Source organism: Vitiosangium sp. GDMCC 1.1324 (assembly GCF_003044305.1).
Taxonomy (GTDB): domain Bacteria; phylum Myxococcota; class Myxococcia; order Myxococcales; family Myxococcaceae; genus Archangium.
In genome coordinates this window covers 52,131-71,432 of sequence record NZ_PZOX01000035.1, presented here as the reverse complement: position 1 = coordinate 71,432, position 19,302 = coordinate 52,131, and the positions used below count along the sequence as shown (strand labels likewise).

The following is a 19,302-nucleotide window of genomic DNA, read 5'->3' as shown; positions in this document are numbered from 1 at the left end:
ATGGTATAGGCTCCGCCGCCATGTCCACGAACCCGCCTGCCACCTTCGGCCGATACCAGCTCGTCCATCGCCTGGGACAGGGAGGAATGGGCGAGGTCCACCTCGCCAACCTCACCGGGGCGGGGGGTTTCGAGAAGCTCTACGTCCTCAAGACCATGCTGCCGCAGATGGGGGCGGACCCTCAGTTCGTCAAGCGCTTCCAGCACGAGGCGCGGCTGCTCGTGCACCTCCAGCACTCGAACATCGCCCAGGTGTATGACATGGGCGAGGTCGCCGGCACGTTCTTCATGGCGATGGAGTACGTGCCCGGCGTGGACCTGTCGCGCATGCAGGGGCGCGCCGAGCAGGTGGGCTCGGCGGTGCCCATCCCCATCGCGCTCTACATCGGTCAGCAGGTCTCCGCGGCCCTGGGCTACGCGCACCGCAAGGTCGGCCCGGATGGCGCGCCGCTGGGCATCGTCCACCGCGATGTGTCGCCCCACAACGTGATGGTGTCCTACGAGGGCGAGGTCAAGGTCATCGACTTCGGCCTCGCCAAGAGCGCAGCCGGTAGCGCGCACACCCTGCCGTCCACGGTGATGGGCAAGCTGGGCTACATGTCTCCGGAGCAGGCGCGCGGGGAGAAGCTCGACCACCGCAGCGACATCTACTCCTGCGGCGTGATGGTCTGGGAGATGCTGGCCGGACGCCGCTTGTTCGAGGCGGACTCGGTGGGACAGATGATTGTCGCGATGGGACGCCCCAGCCTCCCGTCCCTCCGCTCCATCCGTCCGGACATCCCGGCCTCGCTGGACAAGGTAGTCCACCGCGCGCTGGCTCCCGAGGTCAACGACCGGTATGCCCGCGCGGATGACTTCGCCCGCGCGCTGAATGAAGAGGCTGTCCGCGAAAGCGCGCACGTCGGCGCCGAGGAAGTGGGCGCGTACCTGCGAGCCCTCTGCCCAGAGGAGTTCGCCGAGCAGCGCAGGCTCATCTCGACGCTCAGCCGCCGCGTGCCCTCCGCGCCCGATGTCCGCTCCGCCGAGTTGGAGGGGACGTATGTGCGCGATGGCTCGGGGAGTGGCTCGGGCCCGGCTCCGGCCAGCGTCTCCGCCACAGGGGCCTCGGGGCCGAGCGTCGCCTGGCGTCCGAGCGTGGCCTCCGCTCCGTCCACGCCGTCCGTTGCTCCTGTCGCGGTGGCGCCCCCGGCTCCCGTGATGTCCGCGCCGGTGGCACAGCCAGCACGTCAGAGTCGCGTGGCGATGCTCGCGTTGCTGATGATGTGCGTGGTGCTGGCGGGCATCCTGGTGGTGGTGCTCGCGAGGCGAGACCAAGCGGGAACCGCTCCCGCCGCCGCGCCATCGCCGGTGGCTCGGGAGACTCCCTCCACCCCCGCGCCCCCGGACCCCGCGCCCGCGCCCGCCGTTGATGCGCCCTCCCGCGCCGAGCGTGCACCCGCCGAGTCCAACGAGGACAACGCGTTCCACGAAGTCCTCGAGGACCACGGGCAGCACTACGTTCGCGCCGGCCGGCTGGATGGCATTCGCAAGGGCACCGAATTGGAACTGGTGGGGCCACCGGACAGTGACGGCCGCCGCCCGAGCCATGGCAAGGCCGTGGTGATGGAGGTGAGCGGAGACCATCTGGCGCGCCTGCATCTCGACGAGGCCCCGCCCGAGGGGAGCAAGCTGTTCGTCCCTCGCGCGCCGGAGCCGGCCGAGGAGCGTGGCAATCGCCGCCGCCCGCAGCGCGCCGCCCCGGCCGTTGCATCACCGGCTCCCGAGCGTCCCAGCGCGACAGTGGTACCGGCCGCCGCCACGGCTCCGGTCGCACCAGTGGTCGCGGCGCCCGCCGTACAGAAGTCGCTGAAGGGGCGGGCATCTCTCGGAGGGATTGGGCCGCTCAAGCGGCTCGTCATCCACAACATGGAGACGCGCCCCTGGACGGCGTGCAACCTGCGGCTGGCCAACAACAAGCAGTACAAACTGACGCACCTGGCGGCGGGCGACCAGGAGAGCATCGCCATGGCTCGCTTCCGTCAGGACGGCGAGGAGCTGGACGCGGAGTTGACCTGGGTGGACGTGAAGTGCGCGGAGGGCAGCGCGCGGCTGGGTTTCTCCGCCAACTGAGCCTGTCTTCCGCCACGGAATAGAGAGTGCCCGGACGCTGCTCCTGCGAGCAAGGAGCCGGCCCCGATTCATTGACACACCAACCACAAACACACCAACGACAGACACACCAACGACAGACATACCAACGACACGTCCCCACTCCGTCTCACCCGTGACGAGCAACCCGGGGCACATCTGGGCGATAATTGTTCAACCCTCGCGCAGGGAGCATCCCATGAGCATTCGTCGCACCGATGGCCAGAAGCCGATCAACACCCCCCGCTCCACCACTTCCTCCGAACCCACGGCGAAGAACACCGTGAAGCCCGCCGCCACCCCGGAGAAAGCCAAGGGCAACCGCGTCTCCACAGACGGATTCGGCCCCACGGTACGCCCCAGCGAGCTCGCCCGCGCCGAGCAGACGTTGACGCCGCTGGTGCCGCAGCCCCGCCCGGGCCGCGTCGCCCTGAACAGCCCCGAGGGTCAGACCGCCATCCAGGCCACACTCGCCACGCTCGATCCCCAGAGCGCCGCGCCCACGGGCCGTGCCCTCATGAGCGCGTCCGCGACGTCCCAGGCCTTCGTCCCGCGCAACATCGAACGCGATGACCTCGGGATGACGCACGTGCGCATGGACCGCTTGCACGAGGGCGTGAAGGTCTTCGGTGAGCAGGTCATCTCGCACCTCGACAAGGACGGCAAGGTGACGAGCCTCACCGGCGACAAGTCCGTCATCCCCGCGGGGTTGGGCAGCCAGAAGCCCAAGCTGTCGCCCGCGCAGGTGGAGGAGCTCGTCCGCAAGGACTTCGCCGACAAGCCGGACCGCCAGCCCTCCGCCGAGCGCGTCATCTACAAGGACCCCTCCGGCACCTACCACTCGGCCTACCGGGTGGAGATCTCCCAGATCGCCGGCCAGGCGCAGCCCCGCCGGATGAACTACCTGGTGGATGCGAACACCGGGAAGATCTACGACAAGTTCAACACCATCGATGGCTTCGTGCGCCAGGGCAGCGCGAAGGCCGGGAGCACCAGCACCAGCACCGCGCCCACGCAGGCGACGGGCAGCGTCAGCCCCAAGGAGCACATCAAGGACCTGGGAACCCTCACGTCGAAGCTGACGCTCGGCCAGGACGTCTCCATCGGCAAGCTGAAACTCTCGCTGGACCTCACCCACTCGAAGCCGAGCGACCTGACCGTCACCCTGACCAGCCCCTCGGGAAAGAGCGCGGTGGTGTTCAACGGCGCCGGTAGCACCAGCACGACGGGGGTGAAGGGCGACTTCGACCTGAGCGCCTTCGCGGGCGAGCACTCGAAGGGCGATTGGACCCTCACCGTGAAGGACGGCGTGCGCAAGGGCACGGGCACGCTCAACACGTGGGGCCTGACCGCCACCGCGAAGACGGGCACCCCGCAGCCGCCTCCGCCGACGGGCACGCCGAACGACACCACGATGTACAGCGGCAAGGTGGACCTCGTCACGACGAAGAACGCGGATGGCACCTACAGCCTGCGCGACAACACCCGTGGCAAGGGCGTGGTGACGTTCGACGGGCAGAACAAGGAGAAGGCCAGCGGCCAGACGGACTTCAAGGACACCAATGACGTCTGGGGCGAGACGAGCGACCCGGCCCGCTCCAAGGCCGCGGTGGACGCGCACTACGGCGCGGAGATGACGTACGACTTCTACAAGAACGTGCTCGGCCGCGACTCCATCGACGGCAGCGGCGAGCAGCTCAAGTCCTACGTGCACATCAGCAAGAACTACGACAACGCGTACTGGGACGGTAACCAGATGAACTACGGCGATGGTGACGGCAGCGAGTTCAGCCCGCTCACCACGCTGGACATCGCCGGCCATGAAATCTCCCACGGCTTCACCGAGCGCACCGCGGGCCTCGTCTACAGCGGCGAGTCCGGCGGCCTCAACGAGGCGATGAGCGACATCATGGGCGTGGGCGTGGAGTGGTACGCCTCACAGAAGAACCCCTCGGTGAAGTTCGATTGGAAGATCGGCGAGGACGCCTACACGCCGGGCAACGGCACCAACGATGCCCTGCGCTACATGGATGACCCGACGAAGGACGGGTACTCGCTCGACAACTACAAGAACTTCAAGAACAACACCGAGGTGCACAGCTCCAGCGGCATCGCCAACAACGCCTTCTACCTGCTGGCAAACGGCGGCACCAACCGCACCTCGGGCCTCCAGGTGAAGGACGGTATCGGCATGGAGAAGGGGCTGAAGGTCTTCGGCCGCGCCCTGGCCCACTACATGACGCCCAACACCACCTTCGCCCAGGCGCGCCAGGCGTGCATCAGCGCGGCCACGGACCTGTACGGCGCCAACTCCGCCGAGGTGCAGAAGGTGAAGGACAGCTGGAGCGCCGTGGGTGTGAACTAGCTCAGCGCGTCCAGCGAAGGAACCCGGACAGGTCAACACCTCCACGCCGCGAGGACCCATGGTCTGTCAGGCTCGGCGAACATACTGAGCCTGGCATCCCGCCAGTCCCACATCCAGGAGAACCGGGTCATGAAGTCCACTCCACTCGTCCGCGCGGCACTCACCGTGCTCGTGTCCACCAGCGCCATGGCCGGAGATTTCTACGGCATGACGCCGACGACCTGTCACACCAACGTCGCGCCCCTGTTCACCACGGGGGGCCAGTATCTCGACCCGAACAACGGCGTCCGCCAGGACGCGTGGTCCATGTTGATGCGCTGGCAGGGCAACATCGCGTCGACGCCCGTTTCGTACAACGTGGGGACATTCACGGGGCTGTCCGTCCCGACGCCCTTTTCCTCGTGGCAGCGGGGCCAGCAGCCGGAGAGCGCGTCGGGGACGCCGGCAGCTCAGGTCTATTGCTACGACGCGGGCATGATCCTCAACACGTGGAGCTCGCCGCGCACTCACGTGGAGGGAGGCGGCTACAATGACATGTATGGCTACGCCTGGAGCTCGGCGAACAGGCCCCGTCCGTTCTCGCTCGTCACGACGCGAAACGGCGTCCTCGGAACCTGGCCCTCGGAGCTCGTTCTCCAGGGGAGCATGGCCGTACCCCTGGTGACAGGCTGGAACACGTCCAACGGCGGTGCGACGTGGAATGGCATCAGCAACCCGGGCCCCGGAGACCTCCTCAACTCCGGCGCGGCCCAACTGAGCATGTTCGCGTACCTGCGTGACACGTCTCACCCGAACCTCCGTCCCATCGCGGTGCTCGCCGGCGCCTATGCGAACAACGGCTCGACGACCTGTCCCACGAATGGCAGGGGCAACGTCAGCTTCGACTATCCGACGGGCGCCTGGTACTCCGGGAACGCCATCTGCACCACGGACGTGTCGACGGTGCGCTACACGGGCGCGACGATGAGCATCTCCCAGTTCTCCGACCTGCGGTTCTTCCGGATGCACTACACGCGGCAGAACCTCATCAACTTCGTCAACCGCATCAACAACATGCAGTGCGCCAGCGACGCCTCGGGGAACCTGATTCCGAACAGCTGCAACTGCTCGGTCCCCGGAACGAACTGTCCGCCCATTGGCTATTCCACGAACCCCGACCACTACGTCATCGAGTACACGGGCGTGCTCGGGGAAATCATCCAGTGCAACACCACGGGCTGCGACACCGTCATCACGGACCGGCAAATCTCCATGGCCGCCCGCGTGTACGGCTATGGCTCGTTCTGGTACGTCGACTAGCGCTGGAGGTCCCGCAGCGCGGGCGGGTGCTTCTGGCGGAATCTCCGTTCCGTCTTGCACCTACGAGCCCTCCCGCCAGCGGGCGGCGTACCGCCCACTGGCGACTCGAGCCCCGTGCTCCTTCGGCTCGTCATAGACCCAGGAGTCGTCTCAATCCGAGACGACCCGGCGGTTCGGGTTGGGGATTCAATCCACCACGAATGTTCGTCTTGACCTTCATGTGCTCGCTCCTGGGTTGTGCTGCGTTTCAGCAGGACTGAGCATGGGTGCTGTGGTTGTGATCACCGAGTCACTCCTTGAAGCCAGCTTGGAAGAGGAGGTCTCTTACTTCCGGCTTTTTCGTGTTAAGCGGCTTTCTTGGCCGAACCCCTTTCCCCTCACGGCCAGGAGCCATCGAGATGACGAGGCACGTTCTCACCCCCCTGCTGACGGCGGTCTGGGTCGGCATCCTCTCCGGGTTGCTGAGTGGTCCCGTGGCGAATGCGGCCACGGGGGACGGCTCTCCTTCCGACACCAACATCCGCTACGTGGGCCGGTGGGACACGTCGAATGCGTCGATCGCCCGGAGCTACTGGTCGGGCGCCTACTTCCGGGTGGGCTTCACCGGCACGACCGTGCAGCTGCGCCTGGCGGCGGCCGCCAACTTCTTCGTCAGCATCGACGGCGGGGCGGATGTGGCCTTCTCCGGCTCGGGCACGATCAACCTCACCCCGACGCCCCTGGCCGCGGGCAACCACACCCTGCGCGTCACGTCCCGCTCCGAGGTGGAGGTCCTGCAGTTCCAGGGGCTGGTGCTGAGCAGCGGGGCCACCACGCTGGAGTCCCCCACCCGGAGCCGACGACTCGAGTTCATCGGGGACTCGATCACCGCGGGCTGCTGCGCCCTGAGCAAGGTCATCCTGAGTGACTACTCGTGGCTGGTGGGCGAGGCGCTCAACGCGGATCACACCCAGGTCGCCTACTCCGGCATCTGCTTGCAGAACGGCGTGTCCTGCTCCTCGCCGAACAGCCTGGGCATGAGCACCTGGTTCTTCAAGCTGCAGACGGTGCAGTACCCGTCCTCGCCCGCGTGGGACTTCACCCGCTACCAGCCGGACGCGGTGGTCATCAACCTGGGCACCAACGACCACAACTTCGGCGTCTCGGACGCCACCTTCCAGGGCACGTACACCACCTTCCTGCAGGACGTGCGGGCGAAGTACCCCAACGCCGTGCTCTTCGCGCTGCGGCCCTTCGGCGGCTTCAAAGCCGTGCCCACGCTCAACGCCGTCAAAGCGCGCATCGCCGCCGGGGACACGAAGCTCTACTACGTGGACACCACGGGCTGGGTGACGGTGGGCACCTCGGACTTCACGGACTCGCTGCACCCGTCCGACAGCGGCCACGTGAAGATCGCCCGGCTGCTGGCGCCCTTCATCGCCAAGACGGCGCGGTGGGTGCCTCCGTTCGGCGATGACTTCAACGACGGCAACGCGAACGGGTGGAACATCCACGGCGGAAGCTGGAGCGTGACGAACGGCCAGCTGAGCGTCGCGGCCCACGCGGGCGCCAAGGCCGTGCCCGCTGGCGTGCTCTTCTCCAATGGCACGCTCGACGCCGACATCACGATGGGCACCGCGGGCAACGCGGGACTGCTGTTCCGGGCCAGCCGGCTGGAGATCGGCACGGATGCCTACCAGGGCTACTTCGCCGGCATCGATCAGGGCCAGGTGTTCCTGGGCAGGGCGGACAACAACTGGACCCTGGTGGCCTCGGTGGCCATGAGCATCGCCGCCAACGTGCCCCACCACCTGCGCGTGGTGGCCGTGGGCTCCAACCTCAAGGTCTACCTGGATGACATGGCCACGCCGAAGCTCAACGTGACGGACGTCTCGTACACGGCGGGCACGGTGGGCGTGAGGACCTACCTGGCCGATGCCCGGTTCGACAACGTGACGGTGAGCGCCTTCACCCGCTTCGAGTCGTCCTACCAGGGCTACTTCATCCGGCACCGCGAGGGCCGGGGCCGGATCGACAACTTCCTGTCTCCGGCCGAGGACGCCGAGTGGCGGATCGTCCCGGGCCTGGCCGACGCATCGGCCATCTCGCTGGAGTCCGTCGCCTTCCCGGGCACCTATCTGCGCCACCGCAACGGGCTGCTGTGGCTGGACCCCAACGATGGCTCCGCCCTGTTCAAGGCGGACGCCACCTGGTGGCGGCGGCCAGGACAGGCCAACTCGAGCCTGACGTCGCTCGAGTCCTACAACTTCCCGGGCAGCTACATCCGGCACCGAGACAGCCTGCTCTACAGCGAGCCCCTGTCCACGGCGCTCGACCGCAGCGACGCGACGTTCCGGGAGTGAGCCGGGCGCTCACCGATTCCTCGCGCATGGAGGTTGCGGAGGGCCCTTGACCTTGACACCAGTGTCAGGTGCTACGGTCTTTTCTCATCGAGGCAGGAATGAACATCGGACAGCTTTCCAGGCTGTCGGGCGCGAGTGCGCGCTCGATCCGCCATTACGAGAAGGCAGGGCTGCTCGTCTCGAGCCGCCGGAGCAATGGCTACCGTGATTTTGATCCCGAGGCCGTGCTCCGGGTCCGGCACATCGCCCGCATGATCCGTCTGGGCTTCTCTCTCGAGGAGATCGCCACCTTCTCCCCGTGCATGTTCAGGAGCAAGTCGAACATCGTCTGCCCGAACGCCCTCGCCGCGCACGAGGAGAAGCTCGCCGACATCGAGCGGCAGATCGCCGAGCTGGAGTCTCGTCGCGCCCGGCTCATTGAAACGCTCTCACAAGCGGCCCTTCCCAGCATTCCCTGGCGAAGGGCCGCCTCCGCCAGACGAGGATGACATGAAACGCAGAGACCTCCTGAAGGGCACCGTGCTCACCACCGCCGCGCTGTCCCTCGCAGGCCCCGGCTCCCAGGCCCAAGCGGCCTCCCGCACAGAGAGCAAGACCTTCCTGCTGGTGCACGGTGCCTGGCACAACGCCTTGCACTGGGGACGTGTCGCGCAGAACCTCTCCGGTCTCGGCCACCGCGTGGTCTCGATCGATCTGCCGGGCCACGGCCTCAACGCCCGCTTTCCCTCCTCGTACCTCACGGGAGATGGGGCGAAGTTCGCCCAGGAGCCCTCGCCGCAGCGAGACATCCGCCTCGACGAGTGCGCCTCGGCGGTGGTCGACGCGCTCGAGGCGCTGAGGGGCGCGAACCGGCCGATCCTCGTCGGCCACAGCATGGGCGGGACGGTGATTACCCGGGTGGGCGAGCTCGCTCCCGAACGGGTGGGCCGGCTGGTCTACCTGAGTGCCTATTGCCCCGTGCGGCTGAAGAAGCCGAGCGCCTATGGGGCGCTGCCCGAGGCGAAGACCGGTTACGGAGACAAGCTCTTCGTGGGAGACCCGGCGGCCCTGGGGGCGGTCCGCATCAATCCGCGCGGGGATGCCGCGTACCTCGAGGCGCTGCGCGCGGCCTATTACAACGACGTGGACGCCCAGGAGTTCCTGCCCTTCGCGCTCGCGCTCACACCGGACCTCCCGATCGCCCTGTGGACGTCCGAGGTCATCGCAACGCGCGAGCGCTGGGGCCGTATCCCGCGCAGCTACATCCGTTGCACGAAGGACCGAGCCATGGCGCCCGCCCTCCAGGATCTGATGATCCGCGAGGCGGATGCCCTCACTCCCGCCAACCCGTTCGAGCAGAAGACCCTGGAGGCGAGCCACTCGCCCTTCGCGTCGCAGCCTGCACGGCTCGCCGAGCTCCTGGCGAGCCTCGGAGCGGGTTGAGCGCGACGCGAATCCCAGGGGGCATGCTCGAGCCAGGAGAGTCACGAAACGGGTGCAGTCTCACGGCCCGTCCGCCTGCGCCGAGGCCCCACTCGTCGCAAGGCGCTCGGCATGCAGGCGGCGCAGGCGGCGGTTGCTGATCATCAGGCCGTTCACCTCGCCCGTCGCTGTCCGCGTAAAGGTCACCGTTCCCAGCATGTCGCTGATGAAACGATCGCCGCCGACGGCTTCGAGCGCGGTCTCCTTCTGCCGCGACCAGCGCATCGTCAGCTTGCCGTCCGCCAGGCGCACCGCATAGGTCATGTCGACTTCGTCGCTGCGGTACTGCCCGGCGAACGAAGCCAGTGCGGCCGGGGTCGGCATCGGGGCACTGACGCGCTCGAAGCTCCGGGCCGTAGGCCAGAAGTCGAGGATGCTCAACGCGTGCCGGCCATCGGCCGACCTGCGGAAGCGCCATTCGTGTGTCGATTCGCCGGGACGGAACACGTCCTTGCCGATCGGAACAAACGCCGTCTTCACACCGACCTGCCGCAGCGCGCCGTCCTTCATTTCCACGCGCACCACCTCGTCCGTCAAGGGGCTCCAGTAGGTGCCGGCCAACGCCTGCAGCGTCGCCATGGGAGCCTCGACCGCGGGCACCAGCTTGGGGCCCATGCGGTCGCCCAGATACACCTCGGCGATCCGCTGCGCGAGCTCTTGCGGCTCGATCGAAGCGCCGTTGCACAGCACCGCGATGTTCAGCCGCTGATCGGGAAAGGTCAGCGCATCCGCGCGATAACCGGCGTCGACACCGTCATGCTCGATGGTGCGCAAGCCGCGATAGGTGCTCAGCATCACCCCGCCGCCGTAGCCAATCGACCGGCCGTCGTTCAACGTGCCCGACGTCAACATCGAGGCCATGACGGCTGTCGCGCCGGCACGCGGGCGAATGAGGTTGTCCTGCCATTTCAGCAGGTCGCCGACCGAGGTGAAGAGACTGGTCGAGCCGTAGTGGTCGTAGTTCGGGATGCTCACGCGCCAGCCGCCCTTGTCGCCCGGACGATAGGCGGAGGTGCGCCGCTTCACGATTTCGCTGTGGTCGACATGGAAATGCGTGTCGCTCATGCCGAGCGGCCGGAAGATGCGCTCGTCGGCAAATGCCCGCAGCGATTGTCCTGTCACCTGCTTCACGACGAGCGCCAAGAGCGTGTAGCCGGCATTGCCGTAAACGACTTCGCTGCCCGGATCAAAGTTCAGCTTGCGCTGCCGGGTCACGGCCCACAGCATGTCGGCCTGAGTGGACAGGTCGTCGCTGCGCCAACCGGCCAGGTTCAGCAACTGCCCCTGTTCGCGCAGGCCGCTGGTGTGATGGAGCAAGTGGGCGATGGTGATGGTCTTGCCGTAGTCAGGCAGTTCCGGGAGATACTTGCGGATGTCGTCGTCCAGCGACAGCTTGCCCTCGTGCGCCAGCAGCAGGATCGAAAAGGCGGTGAACTGCTTTGAGATCGAGGCGACGTGGAAAATCGATTCCGGCGTGATGGGAACGTCGTACTCCAGATTCGACACGCCGTAGCCGCGCGCATAGTCGAGCACTCCGTCGCGGGAGATGCCGACCGCACAACCGGGCGTATCCGCGCCGCTCCATGGCGCGAAGATCGCATCCACCTGTTGGTGGCGCCGGGTGGCGTCGGCATCCTCCACCGCCTGAGCCCGGGCCGGCGACGCTTGCGCGGACCAGGCCAGGACGGCGGCCACCAGACAACAGCTCACTCGAACGGCATTCACCAAGAACCTCCTTCTCTCTGTCCGCGCAGCCGGCAACCAGGCAAGGACCGGCGCTCGAACAGAAATCATGTGGCGATATTTCCCAGATGGGGCGCCTCTATCTATAGGATGAGCACACCACCCATGGGGTGGTCGATCATCCTGGCCCTGGACTCGGCAGCCCAGCAGAAACGGGACGCATGCAGCAAAATAAAGGCAGACGGTACGCTTGCCCTGCCCAATCTCACGCCCACTGAATTCATGCGCTCACCCTGCGCCGTTACAGGGGTGTTATACTCGTCCCCCTCCACCACGACCGGTGGACGATGGGAGGTTACATGGGCTACCGCAAGGAAGCAGGTTCTGGCGCCGACGAGGCGGGCCGTCAGCTCAAGGGCTGGAAGACGTACTCGGGGGCCTCCATGGCCATCAACAACCATGCGAGCCGCTCGGACATCCTGCGGAAGATCAAGGAGATCCGTGGTGGCATTGGCGCCAACAACGGCGTCTACAGCGTCAACGGTTACAACTGCTACCACACGCATGTGGGCGGGTCGTTGGCCATCGCCTGGCGCCTGGAGAACCAACCAGGAGATGGCCAGTACGTCATCGTCGAGGCCCTGATGGAGCACCACGGCCGCGGCAACGACTACCGCGTGCTGTAGGCGCCGAGGCCGTGGAGAACGGCTGACTCAGGGGAGCCGGAAGACTCGCAGGTTCTCTTCTCCCTTGCGCACGTAGACGAGGGCGTCATGCGTCGCCAGGTAGAAGAAGCGGTTCTTGACGTTGTCGTGCCACCCGCCGAAGGCGCCGGCCTCGTACTCCGGCGCCTCGCGAAGCTCGAGGGTCACCGGGTCGATCTCGAAGGTCCGGTACTCGAACCTCCCATCCCCATCGCCGTCGTACCGGAACGCGGCGACGTAGCGGTTGCGCGGTGGCACGTAGGCGAAAATCTGTCCCTCGAAGTACTCGCTGTAGCAGCGTGAGAGCTCGAGGTTGCTCTCCAGGAGCAGGGTCTCCCACTTCCCCGTGTCCATGTCGTACGTGACCAGCCTCGGAGGGAAGGTGCCGTGGGCCTCCTCCGGGGCGGGGAAGCTCACCAGCTTCCGATCGACCCTGACCATCTGGGCGAAATACCACGCGGGGGGAGTGATGACCTCCCAGTTCCAGGACTGGTCGTCGGTGTCGAAGGACCACCACCTCGAATAGTTGTAGTTCTCCGTGGGGCCAAAGAGGTAACGGTGTTTCACCTCGTCCCAGAACGTCCAGCCGGACGCGCCGCCGTATCCGGTCGCCCCGTCGTACGTGGCACCCGGGGTGTTGAAGGGGTTGTGGCGCTTCCAGGTGTGGGTGGTCAGGCTGTAGCGCCACATCCGCCGGACGCCAAAAGCCACCTCCTGGAGGTCCGGGTTGTAGACGAGCCCGTTGTACGTGTGGCGGGCCACCGGGTGGCCGGTCGACGCGGCAGGCCGGCCTGGATCGAAGAACTCATCCGAGTAGACGTCACTGTCTGGGTGGGCCTTGGAGTACTCCGCGGCGGGTGGGTAGAAGCTGTACGTGTTTCCGTAGGTGACTCCCGCCCAGTTCGCCGGGTCATCGGGGAGCTGCTCGATGCTCCAGCGCATCTTCGCCATGTCGAAGCGGTAGAGGCCATTGTTGGAGCTGTCGGCGTGCCCGCCACCGAAGGCCCACCAGCGGGCGTGAGGCGCGTCGACCGCCACGCCGGAGTAGGCGTTGATGACCCCGGCAAGCCCTTGGGAGCCGAGATCTCGGAAGCCAGGAATCGCCGCCTTGACCTCCGCGTCGAGCGAGGTGAGCGGCGTTCCAGCGACTTCGATCCACCGCCCCTTGGGGACGAGCGCCCACGACACCTCGTTCACGAGTCCCGTCGCGTCACGCCCAGGGGTCCACACGTTGCCCTCGAGCTTGCCGGTGTCCGTGCCACTGCCCCAGGTGAACGAAGGGACCGGTGTTGGCGGAGACTCTTCCTCGGGTCGAGGAGTCTCTTCAGACGGGCCCTCCGACGACGAAGTGCAGCCAGCGAGCACTCCCGCGACAGAGAGCGCCAGGAAGAAACCCCAAGATGACGAACGTCGGCCCAGAAGGACTGCGCTCATGCTCCACTCCTCGAGAGGATTGCTGAACGGCCACGCAACGTGCGGAAGGCGCCCCTGAGAGCCTGCCCCGACTCGTGGCCGCGGCCATTCTACAGCCAATGAGTGACAGCACCTCGGCACGCGCGGGGGCCACCTTCTCGGCTTCTACGAATTTGCGTCGTACGAGGGCCCGGCAAAACACCCGCGAGCAGGAAGCCGGCCCATCCGCTCCGCCACCCCATCGAGCTCCCGAACAGTGGCGTCCTCAATCACAACCGGATGCTGAACACCCTCGGCAGCAGATTCCTCCCTGGATGACTTCGCGAGGGATACGGCGCGGAGGAGATACAGAGGGCCTGGATGTTTTCGGTTCGATTGCATGGATTTCAGCTTAAACACGTTTTTCATTTCATGCGGAGAGACGAGAGCGCTATATGCGCGCACGGCATGGGCGTGACCCATGTCGAACCAACGTTTCGTTTCAACCGAATGCGAAAGGTGAGCTCATGTTTCCTGGACGCATCACGAAATGGTTTGTCGGGACGTGTTCCGTCCTGGCGCTGGGTTGTTCCGGTGCCGACGAGCTGCCCCTCTACGAGGGCGAGCTGCGAATGTTCTCCGTCGACAACGCGGACGGCTCACATCGGATGGGGTATGGCCTGACGACTCCGGAAGGCCAGAGCTTCGAGCTGTCCTTCGATGGGCCGTCTGACTTCCAGACGGGTGACCACGTGAAGGTTCGCGGTCGGCTCGAGCCCGGATCGCGCTCCGGTGGTGAGCAGCCCGGGCGGGTCGGCGAGCTCCTCCAGGCCGAGTCCATCGAGGTCGTACGACCCGCCGAGGGGCTCGCGACCACGAGTGACGCCCTGCTCAATGGCACGCCGAGGACCATCCGGGTCGCCATTCTCCCGCTGGTCTTCCCAGGCACGACCGCGCGGATCGATGTCAACACCGCCCGGCAGCGTCTGGACACGGTGCGCGCCTACTACCGGGAAATCTCCTACGGCATCTGGAACGTCGAAGGGGACGCCCTGGCGCCGCTCAGCCTTCCGACGCCGGCGAACTGCAATCTCGACACCATCAGCAACGCGGCGCGCGCGGCAGCGGCGAGCCAGGGAATCAACCTCGGTGTCTATTCCCACGTGGGCTTCGTGATTCCGAACAACCCGGGGCTCAGCAATTGTGCCTGTGGCCTCGCATGGGTGGGGCGACCTCCGGCGGCGGGAGGCCCGGTGTTCGGTGATGGCAGCTTGTATACCTGCACGGATCCGAATGCCTTCGCGCACGAGATGGGCCATGGTTTTGGCCTGGGGCACGCGTCCACGGCCCGCTGCGGCAGCGGCGTCGCATACCGGAGGGATCCGTACACGAGCTGCAGCCCTGATGAGTATGGCAATCGTTTCAACACCATGGGCGGAGGTCTGGGGCACATGAACGCGTTCCAGAAGTCCACCATGCTGTGGCTGGACAAGTGCAACAACGTGCGGGTCTCGCGCGACGGTGTGTTCGAGCTGACCCCCATCCAGACCGCGTCCAATGGGATTCAATCCCTGCAGATTCCAACCGGGGACACGGTGGGAGGCAAACCGCTCTCCTTCTGGGTGGAGTACAGGAACCCCGCGCTCGCCACGTTCAACGCGGGCCCGGATGGGGCCCCGGAGGTCAACCCGGGCGTGCACATCGACGTCGCACAGGACTACCGCACGACCAGCGGGGACACCCGCCCCCTCCTGCTGGATCTCGCGTCGGGCTACCCCAACAACCACAGGGATCCCCGCCTCACCGCGGGCCGCACCTTCCAGGATCCCGACGGCCGTGTCAGCATCTCCGTACTCGAGCAGACCAGCGCGAAGGCCGTCGTTCGCGTCACGTTCCCCGGCGGTGGCTCGGGTACGAACACGTGCAACGATGGTTCGGACCCTGGCTCCGGCGGCGGCGGACAGGTCCCCCCGCCCGGAACCATCGTGCAGTTCGTCGCGCAACACAGCGGCAAGTGCCTCGATGTGAGCAGCTCCGGTACGGCGAACGGAACCAACATCCAGCAGTGGGGCTGCAACGGGACGAACGCCCAGGCCTTCCGTCTGGAGGCGGCGAGTGGCGGCAACTACACCCTCGTCAACGTCAACAGCGGCAAGTGTGTCGACGTGAGCAGCTCCAGCACCGCGGACGGCGCCAACGTCCAGCTCTGGGAATGCAATGGGACGAACGCCCAGGTCTTCCACCTGTCTCCTCTGAGCAATGGGAGCTACAACCTCGTCAACGTCAATAGCGGCAAGTGTGTCGACGTGGCGAATGCCTCCACGGGCGATGGAGCGAACGTCCAACAGTGGAGCTGCACCACCGTTGCGAACCAGCAGTGGGCGATCCAGCCCCGGTGAGTGCACGGACGTAGGTAGGCGACGGGGGCGGGCCGCGCTCGAGAGGGCGCGGCTCCCCGGCTGCACTGGGCCTCAGATGATTCCACCGTTGGCGCACAGGACCTGTCCGTTGATCCAGCCCGGCTTCCGGTCCTGAGAGCGGCGTACCCGCCGGCCCGTGGCGCCTCACGGCCCCTCGCCACCGCGCTCCTCTGCATCCGGGGTGAGGTTGTCCACCACGCGGCGCAGGAGCGCCAGGAACGTCGCGCGCTCGCGTTCGCTGAAGCCCGAGGTCGCCTGTTCAGCGACCTCCCCGAGCTGCTTCTTCGCCAGGGGCAGGCGGGCCTTCGCCTTCGCCGAAAGTGAAATCTGGCTCGCGCGCTTGTCGCTCGGATGCGGCTCACGCTCGATGAGTCCGTCGCGCTCCATCCGTGTGAGGAGCGCGGCCATCGTGGGTTGCTCGACTCGGGCGTACTCGGCGAGCTGCTTCTGCAAGAGCGCCCCGTGCTCCTCGAGCGCAATGACAACTGGAAGGTAGGCCATCCCGAAGTCGAGCGGACGGAGAAGCTGCTCGAACCGGCGCATCAGCAACCGCGACGCGTGGTTGATCCAGAAGGTCGGTGTGGATTCCGGGTCCCAGTGAGTATCAGCCTTGGATTTCATAGCATCCTATACAGTCTTGACTTTCATAGCACCCTATATACATTGCCTCCTGTCCGATTCGCCACCACGCATCGGAAACACGGAGGCATTCATGAGCGCACCCATCACGAGCGCTGATTTCGATCGCGCCTATCGCGCCCCCATCACGTTCTGGGGAGACATCCGCATCCCGAAGGAGATTCAAGCACTGGCCCGGCAGGGTTCACCCCGGAGCTCCCTGGAGCTGGGGTGTGGCGTCGGCAGGTTCACGCGCTATCTGGCGCAGCAGGGGTTGCGCGCGACCGGCGTGGACTTCTCGCCCGTCGCGATCGCCAAGGCACGGGCCCGGGTCGCCCAGGACGACGTCCGGCCCGAGTTCATCGTGGGTGACGTGACGCACCTGGATGCGCTCAGCGGCCCCTACGACGTCTCCTTCGACGTCGGCTGCTTTCATTGCTTCGACCCCCAGGGGCAGCGGGCCTACGTGTCGGAAGTGTCCCGCCTCCTCAAGCCGGGGGGCATTCATCTGATCTGGGCGCTGGACTGGACTCCGAGCGACATGACGCTTTCGCCCGCGTCCATGAAGGAGATCTTCGCCCCCGGCTTCGAGCTACAGGATGCGACGAAGAGCCGGCGCCGCCTGGTCCGCTCTCACTGGTACTGGCTGGTCCGCTCGCCTTCCAGGGGGTGAGCTCAGTACGCCACGAAGGCCCCCAGCTTCGTCTCGACGCTCAAGCGCTCGGCCAGCTGCCCCTCTGACACCCGGGCTCGAGCAGGCTCACCTTCTCGGAATCGCACCCGGGCTTTTGTTGTCGCCGCTTCGGGGGGACGGCTTCATGGCAGTATCCGCCTCCCCATGTCTCCGCCTTCCGATACAAAGAAGAAAGTGGATGTCTCCAAGCTGATGAAGAAGGTGGACGGCCTTCTCGACGAGACGCCACCCCAGGTACACGAAGCCATTCCGCTCCTGCGTCAGGTGGTGGAGGCCGAGCCGGACCATCTGATGGCGTTGCACTCCCTCAACTGGGCGATGGACGCATTGAGACGCGTGGAGCCCGACCGCTGGACGCGGGAACTCAAGGCGGAGCACTGGCGGATTCGCGACCGGCTCCTCGCTCTGACCCGGGGCACCCGCGCGGGTGGAAAGCTGAGCGACGCCCAGAGAGCGCGGTCCCTGGCCCTGAGCCAATGGGCGGAAGAGGTGGTGCGCGGACGGCCCACCGACGCGCAGCTCGACGAGGTGGAGGCCGCGTTGGAGGAAGCACAGGGACTGCGTGACCTCCCGGACCATGCGCGCGCACGCCGGGGGCTCGAGGCATGGCGCGCCCTGCGCCAGCGCAACCCGAAGGAGGGTTACGAGGCGCTGCTCGCCCAGGTCGAGGAGACACCCGAGCTGCAGGTCATCAACGTCGATGACGATGATGCGAGCTGTTTCAACGGCCTGCAGGGCGCGTTCTCCGATGAAGGCTTCATCACCTGGCTGCGGGCGCGCAAACCCGCCAGCCGTCCCAAGGGCAAACAGGCCAAGGCCCTGGACGCGGGCCTCCTGCTCGCCGCGGGAATGGATACCGCCCCCTTCTTCGGTCCCGATGCTGGAGTGAGTGGCAGGCTCGGCCGCGTGCTGGCCCTGCGCGCGCTGGGCGCGAATCTGGGGACTTTGGACGAGAACAGGCGTGGCCTGCTGCACCTGGCGGCCATGGTGGATGACGCGGCGCTGGTGAAGGAGCTGCTCGCCCTGGGCCTGTCCGCGTCGGCCGTCGATGACGAGAAGGCCACGGCCCTGCACCTCGCCGCCGAGCATGGTGGCGAGGCCTGCATTCCCCTGTTGGTCAAGGGCGGGGTGCCGGTGGACGCGCTCGACAAGGCCGGCCGGTCCGCACTCTTCAATGCGCAGCGGCCCGACGTGGCCCAGGCGCTCATCGACGCCGGTGCCAACCCCCATGCCGGCAAGGGTTGGACGCCGTTGCACCAGCAGGTGCGCTTCAAGGACCGAGGGCCAGTCATCGAGGTCCTGCTCAAGGCGGGGGCGGACCCCACCCGGAAGGACTCGGAGGGACATACTCCCGCCGAAGGGGCCCTGGACCACGAGAACCCCCACCTCGCCGAGCTCCTGGGAGCGAAGCCTCCCTCCGGTGAGGCCCGCAGGCTGGACGTCCAACCCCTCCTGGATGCCCTGGGCCAGAAGAAGAAGTCCATCCTCAAATCCTGGTACTTCGAGGACAAGGACGTGGCCGAGGTGGAGCGGGTGCTGAAGGGGCTGGTGTTGAAGGGAGCGGCGTCCTGGGACGAGGCCGCGGCAGCGCTCCAGAAGGAGCGGCCCTGGACCGCGATGGCGGTGGTGGAGCTCGTCCGTGACGTCCTTCCCCCAGAGGAGCCGGCGACGGCCTTCTCCAAGGCGCCTCGCTTCGTGCGAGGGGACCTCACGCTCGAGGGGAGCGTGCAATTGACCGGACCCCTGCTCGTGACGGGGAATCTCTCGGTGGAGGGCGTGCTGCGCAATGTGGGCCCGGAAGGGCTGCTCGTGGTGGGGGGCTCGCTGCGCGCCGCCGGAGTGGACACGGACGCGGAGATGGTGGTCGGCGGAGACCTGGAGGCCCAGGTCGTCTGGTGTCACCACAACGACCCCTCGCTCCGGGTGGGCGGTGTCGTGAAGGCGAACGTGCTCATCGAGGACGAGCAGGATGTCCAGGGCAAGGTGGAGGCACGGCACCCTTTCAAGAATGGCCAGTTCGACGCCGAGGCCGCGGCCCTCAAGGAAATCTTCGTCCGGGGTGCCTTCGCTTCCCAGGTGTTGGAGCGGGACAAGCTCTTCAATCTGCTCCGCAAGGGAAAGCCCGCGCTGATCTGAGTGGGACTCCGGCACTTCCCTGTCAGTGGGATGAGAGCTCAGGACCGCAGCCGCGCGTACAT

The 19,302-nt window shown here is 66.6% G+C and carries 13 protein-coding genes; 10 read left to right on the top strand and 3 right to left on the bottom strand.

The window, feature by feature from the left end; genetic code table 11:
* Positions 1-20 precede the first annotated feature (20 nt).
* The 6 genes from DAT35_RS54175 (at position 21) to DAT35_RS54150 (ending at position 9,554) form a co-directional block, all read left to right on the top strand.
* Positions 21-2,108: a serine/threonine-protein kinase gene (locus DAT35_RS54175; RefSeq protein WP_108077343.1), complete on the top strand. Its 2,088-nt coding sequence runs from the start codon at positions 21-23 to the stop codon at positions 2,106-2,108.
* A 217-nt stretch (positions 2,109-2,325) separates the two neighbouring features.
* Positions 2,326-4,491, top strand: coding sequence for a M4 family metallopeptidase (locus DAT35_RS54170; RefSeq protein WP_108077342.1), 2,166 nt, complete (start codon positions 2,326-2,328; stop codon positions 4,489-4,491).
* Between the two features lie 129 nt (positions 4,492-4,620).
* Positions 4,621-5,790 (top strand): hypothetical protein, encoded by a 1,170-nt coding sequence (locus DAT35_RS54165; protein ID WP_108077341.1) that lies wholly within the window; start codon positions 4,621-4,623, stop codon positions 5,788-5,790.
* Between the two features lie 398 nt (positions 5,791-6,188).
* Complete coding sequence (locus DAT35_RS54160; protein ID WP_108077340.1) at positions 6,189-8,132, top strand: AbfB domain-containing protein; 1,944 nt, start codon at positions 6,189-6,191, stop codon at positions 8,130-8,132.
* Between the two features lie 98 nt (positions 8,133-8,230).
* Positions 8,231-8,620, top strand: a complete 390-nt coding sequence (locus tag DAT35_RS54155) for a MerR family transcriptional regulator (protein WP_108077339.1) — start codon at positions 8,231-8,233, stop codon at positions 8,618-8,620.
* A 1-nt stretch (position 8,621) separates the two neighbouring features.
* Positions 8,622-9,554 carry an alpha/beta fold hydrolase gene (locus tag DAT35_RS54150; RefSeq protein ID WP_108077338.1) on the top strand — a complete coding sequence of 311 codons (933 nt, stop codon included), beginning with the start codon at positions 8,622-8,624 and terminating at the stop codon, positions 9,552-9,554.
* Positions 9,555-9,614: 60 nt separating this feature from the next.
* Here DAT35_RS54150 and DAT35_RS54145 read toward each other — a convergent pair whose 3' ends face one another.
* Complete coding sequence (locus DAT35_RS54145) at positions 9,615-11,318, bottom strand: serine hydrolase (protein ID WP_233262254.1); 1,704 nt, start codon at positions 11,316-11,318, stop codon at positions 9,615-9,617.
* A gap of 317 nt (positions 11,319-11,635) precedes the next feature.
* Here DAT35_RS54145 and DAT35_RS54140 point away from each other — a divergent pair, with 317 nt between their 5' ends.
* On the top strand, positions 11,636-11,962 hold the full coding sequence (locus DAT35_RS54140; RefSeq protein ID WP_108077336.1) for a hypothetical protein: 327 nt from the start codon (positions 11,636-11,638) through the stop codon (positions 11,960-11,962).
* 27 nt (positions 11,963-11,989) lie between these two features.
* On the opposite strand, the gene DAT35_RS54135 is transcribed toward DAT35_RS54140, so the two are convergent.
* The gene (locus tag DAT35_RS54135) at positions 11,990-13,414 is read right to left on the bottom strand and encodes a hypothetical protein (protein ID WP_108077335.1); all 1,425 of its coding nucleotides are present in this window, start codon (positions 13,412-13,414) and stop codon (positions 11,990-11,992) included.
* A gap of 485 nt (positions 13,415-13,899) precedes the next feature.
* On the opposite strand from DAT35_RS54135, the gene DAT35_RS54130 reads away from it, so the two are divergent.
* Positions 13,900-15,771: an RICIN domain-containing protein gene (locus tag DAT35_RS54130; RefSeq protein ID WP_108077334.1), complete on the top strand. Its 1,872-nt coding sequence runs from the start codon at positions 13,900-13,902 to the stop codon at positions 15,769-15,771.
* Between the two features lie 165 nt (positions 15,772-15,936).
* Here DAT35_RS54130 and DAT35_RS54125 read toward each other — a convergent pair whose 3' ends face one another.
* Positions 15,937-16,413: a MarR family winged helix-turn-helix transcriptional regulator gene (locus tag DAT35_RS54125; RefSeq protein ID WP_108077333.1), complete on the bottom strand. Its 477-nt coding sequence runs from the start codon at positions 16,411-16,413 to the stop codon at positions 15,937-15,939.
* A 91-nt stretch (positions 16,414-16,504) separates the two neighbouring features.
* Here DAT35_RS54125 and DAT35_RS54120 point away from each other — a divergent pair, with 91 nt between their 5' ends.
* Positions 16,505-17,083, top strand: coding sequence for a class I SAM-dependent methyltransferase (locus DAT35_RS54120; RefSeq protein WP_108077332.1), 579 nt, complete (start codon positions 16,505-16,507; stop codon positions 17,081-17,083).
* A gap of 165 nt (positions 17,084-17,248) precedes the next feature.
* Complete coding sequence (locus DAT35_RS54115; RefSeq protein ID WP_233262253.1) at positions 17,249-19,240, top strand: ankyrin repeat domain-containing protein; 1,992 nt, start codon at positions 17,249-17,251, stop codon at positions 19,238-19,240.
* The last annotated feature ends 62 nt before the right edge of the window (positions 19,241-19,302 follow it).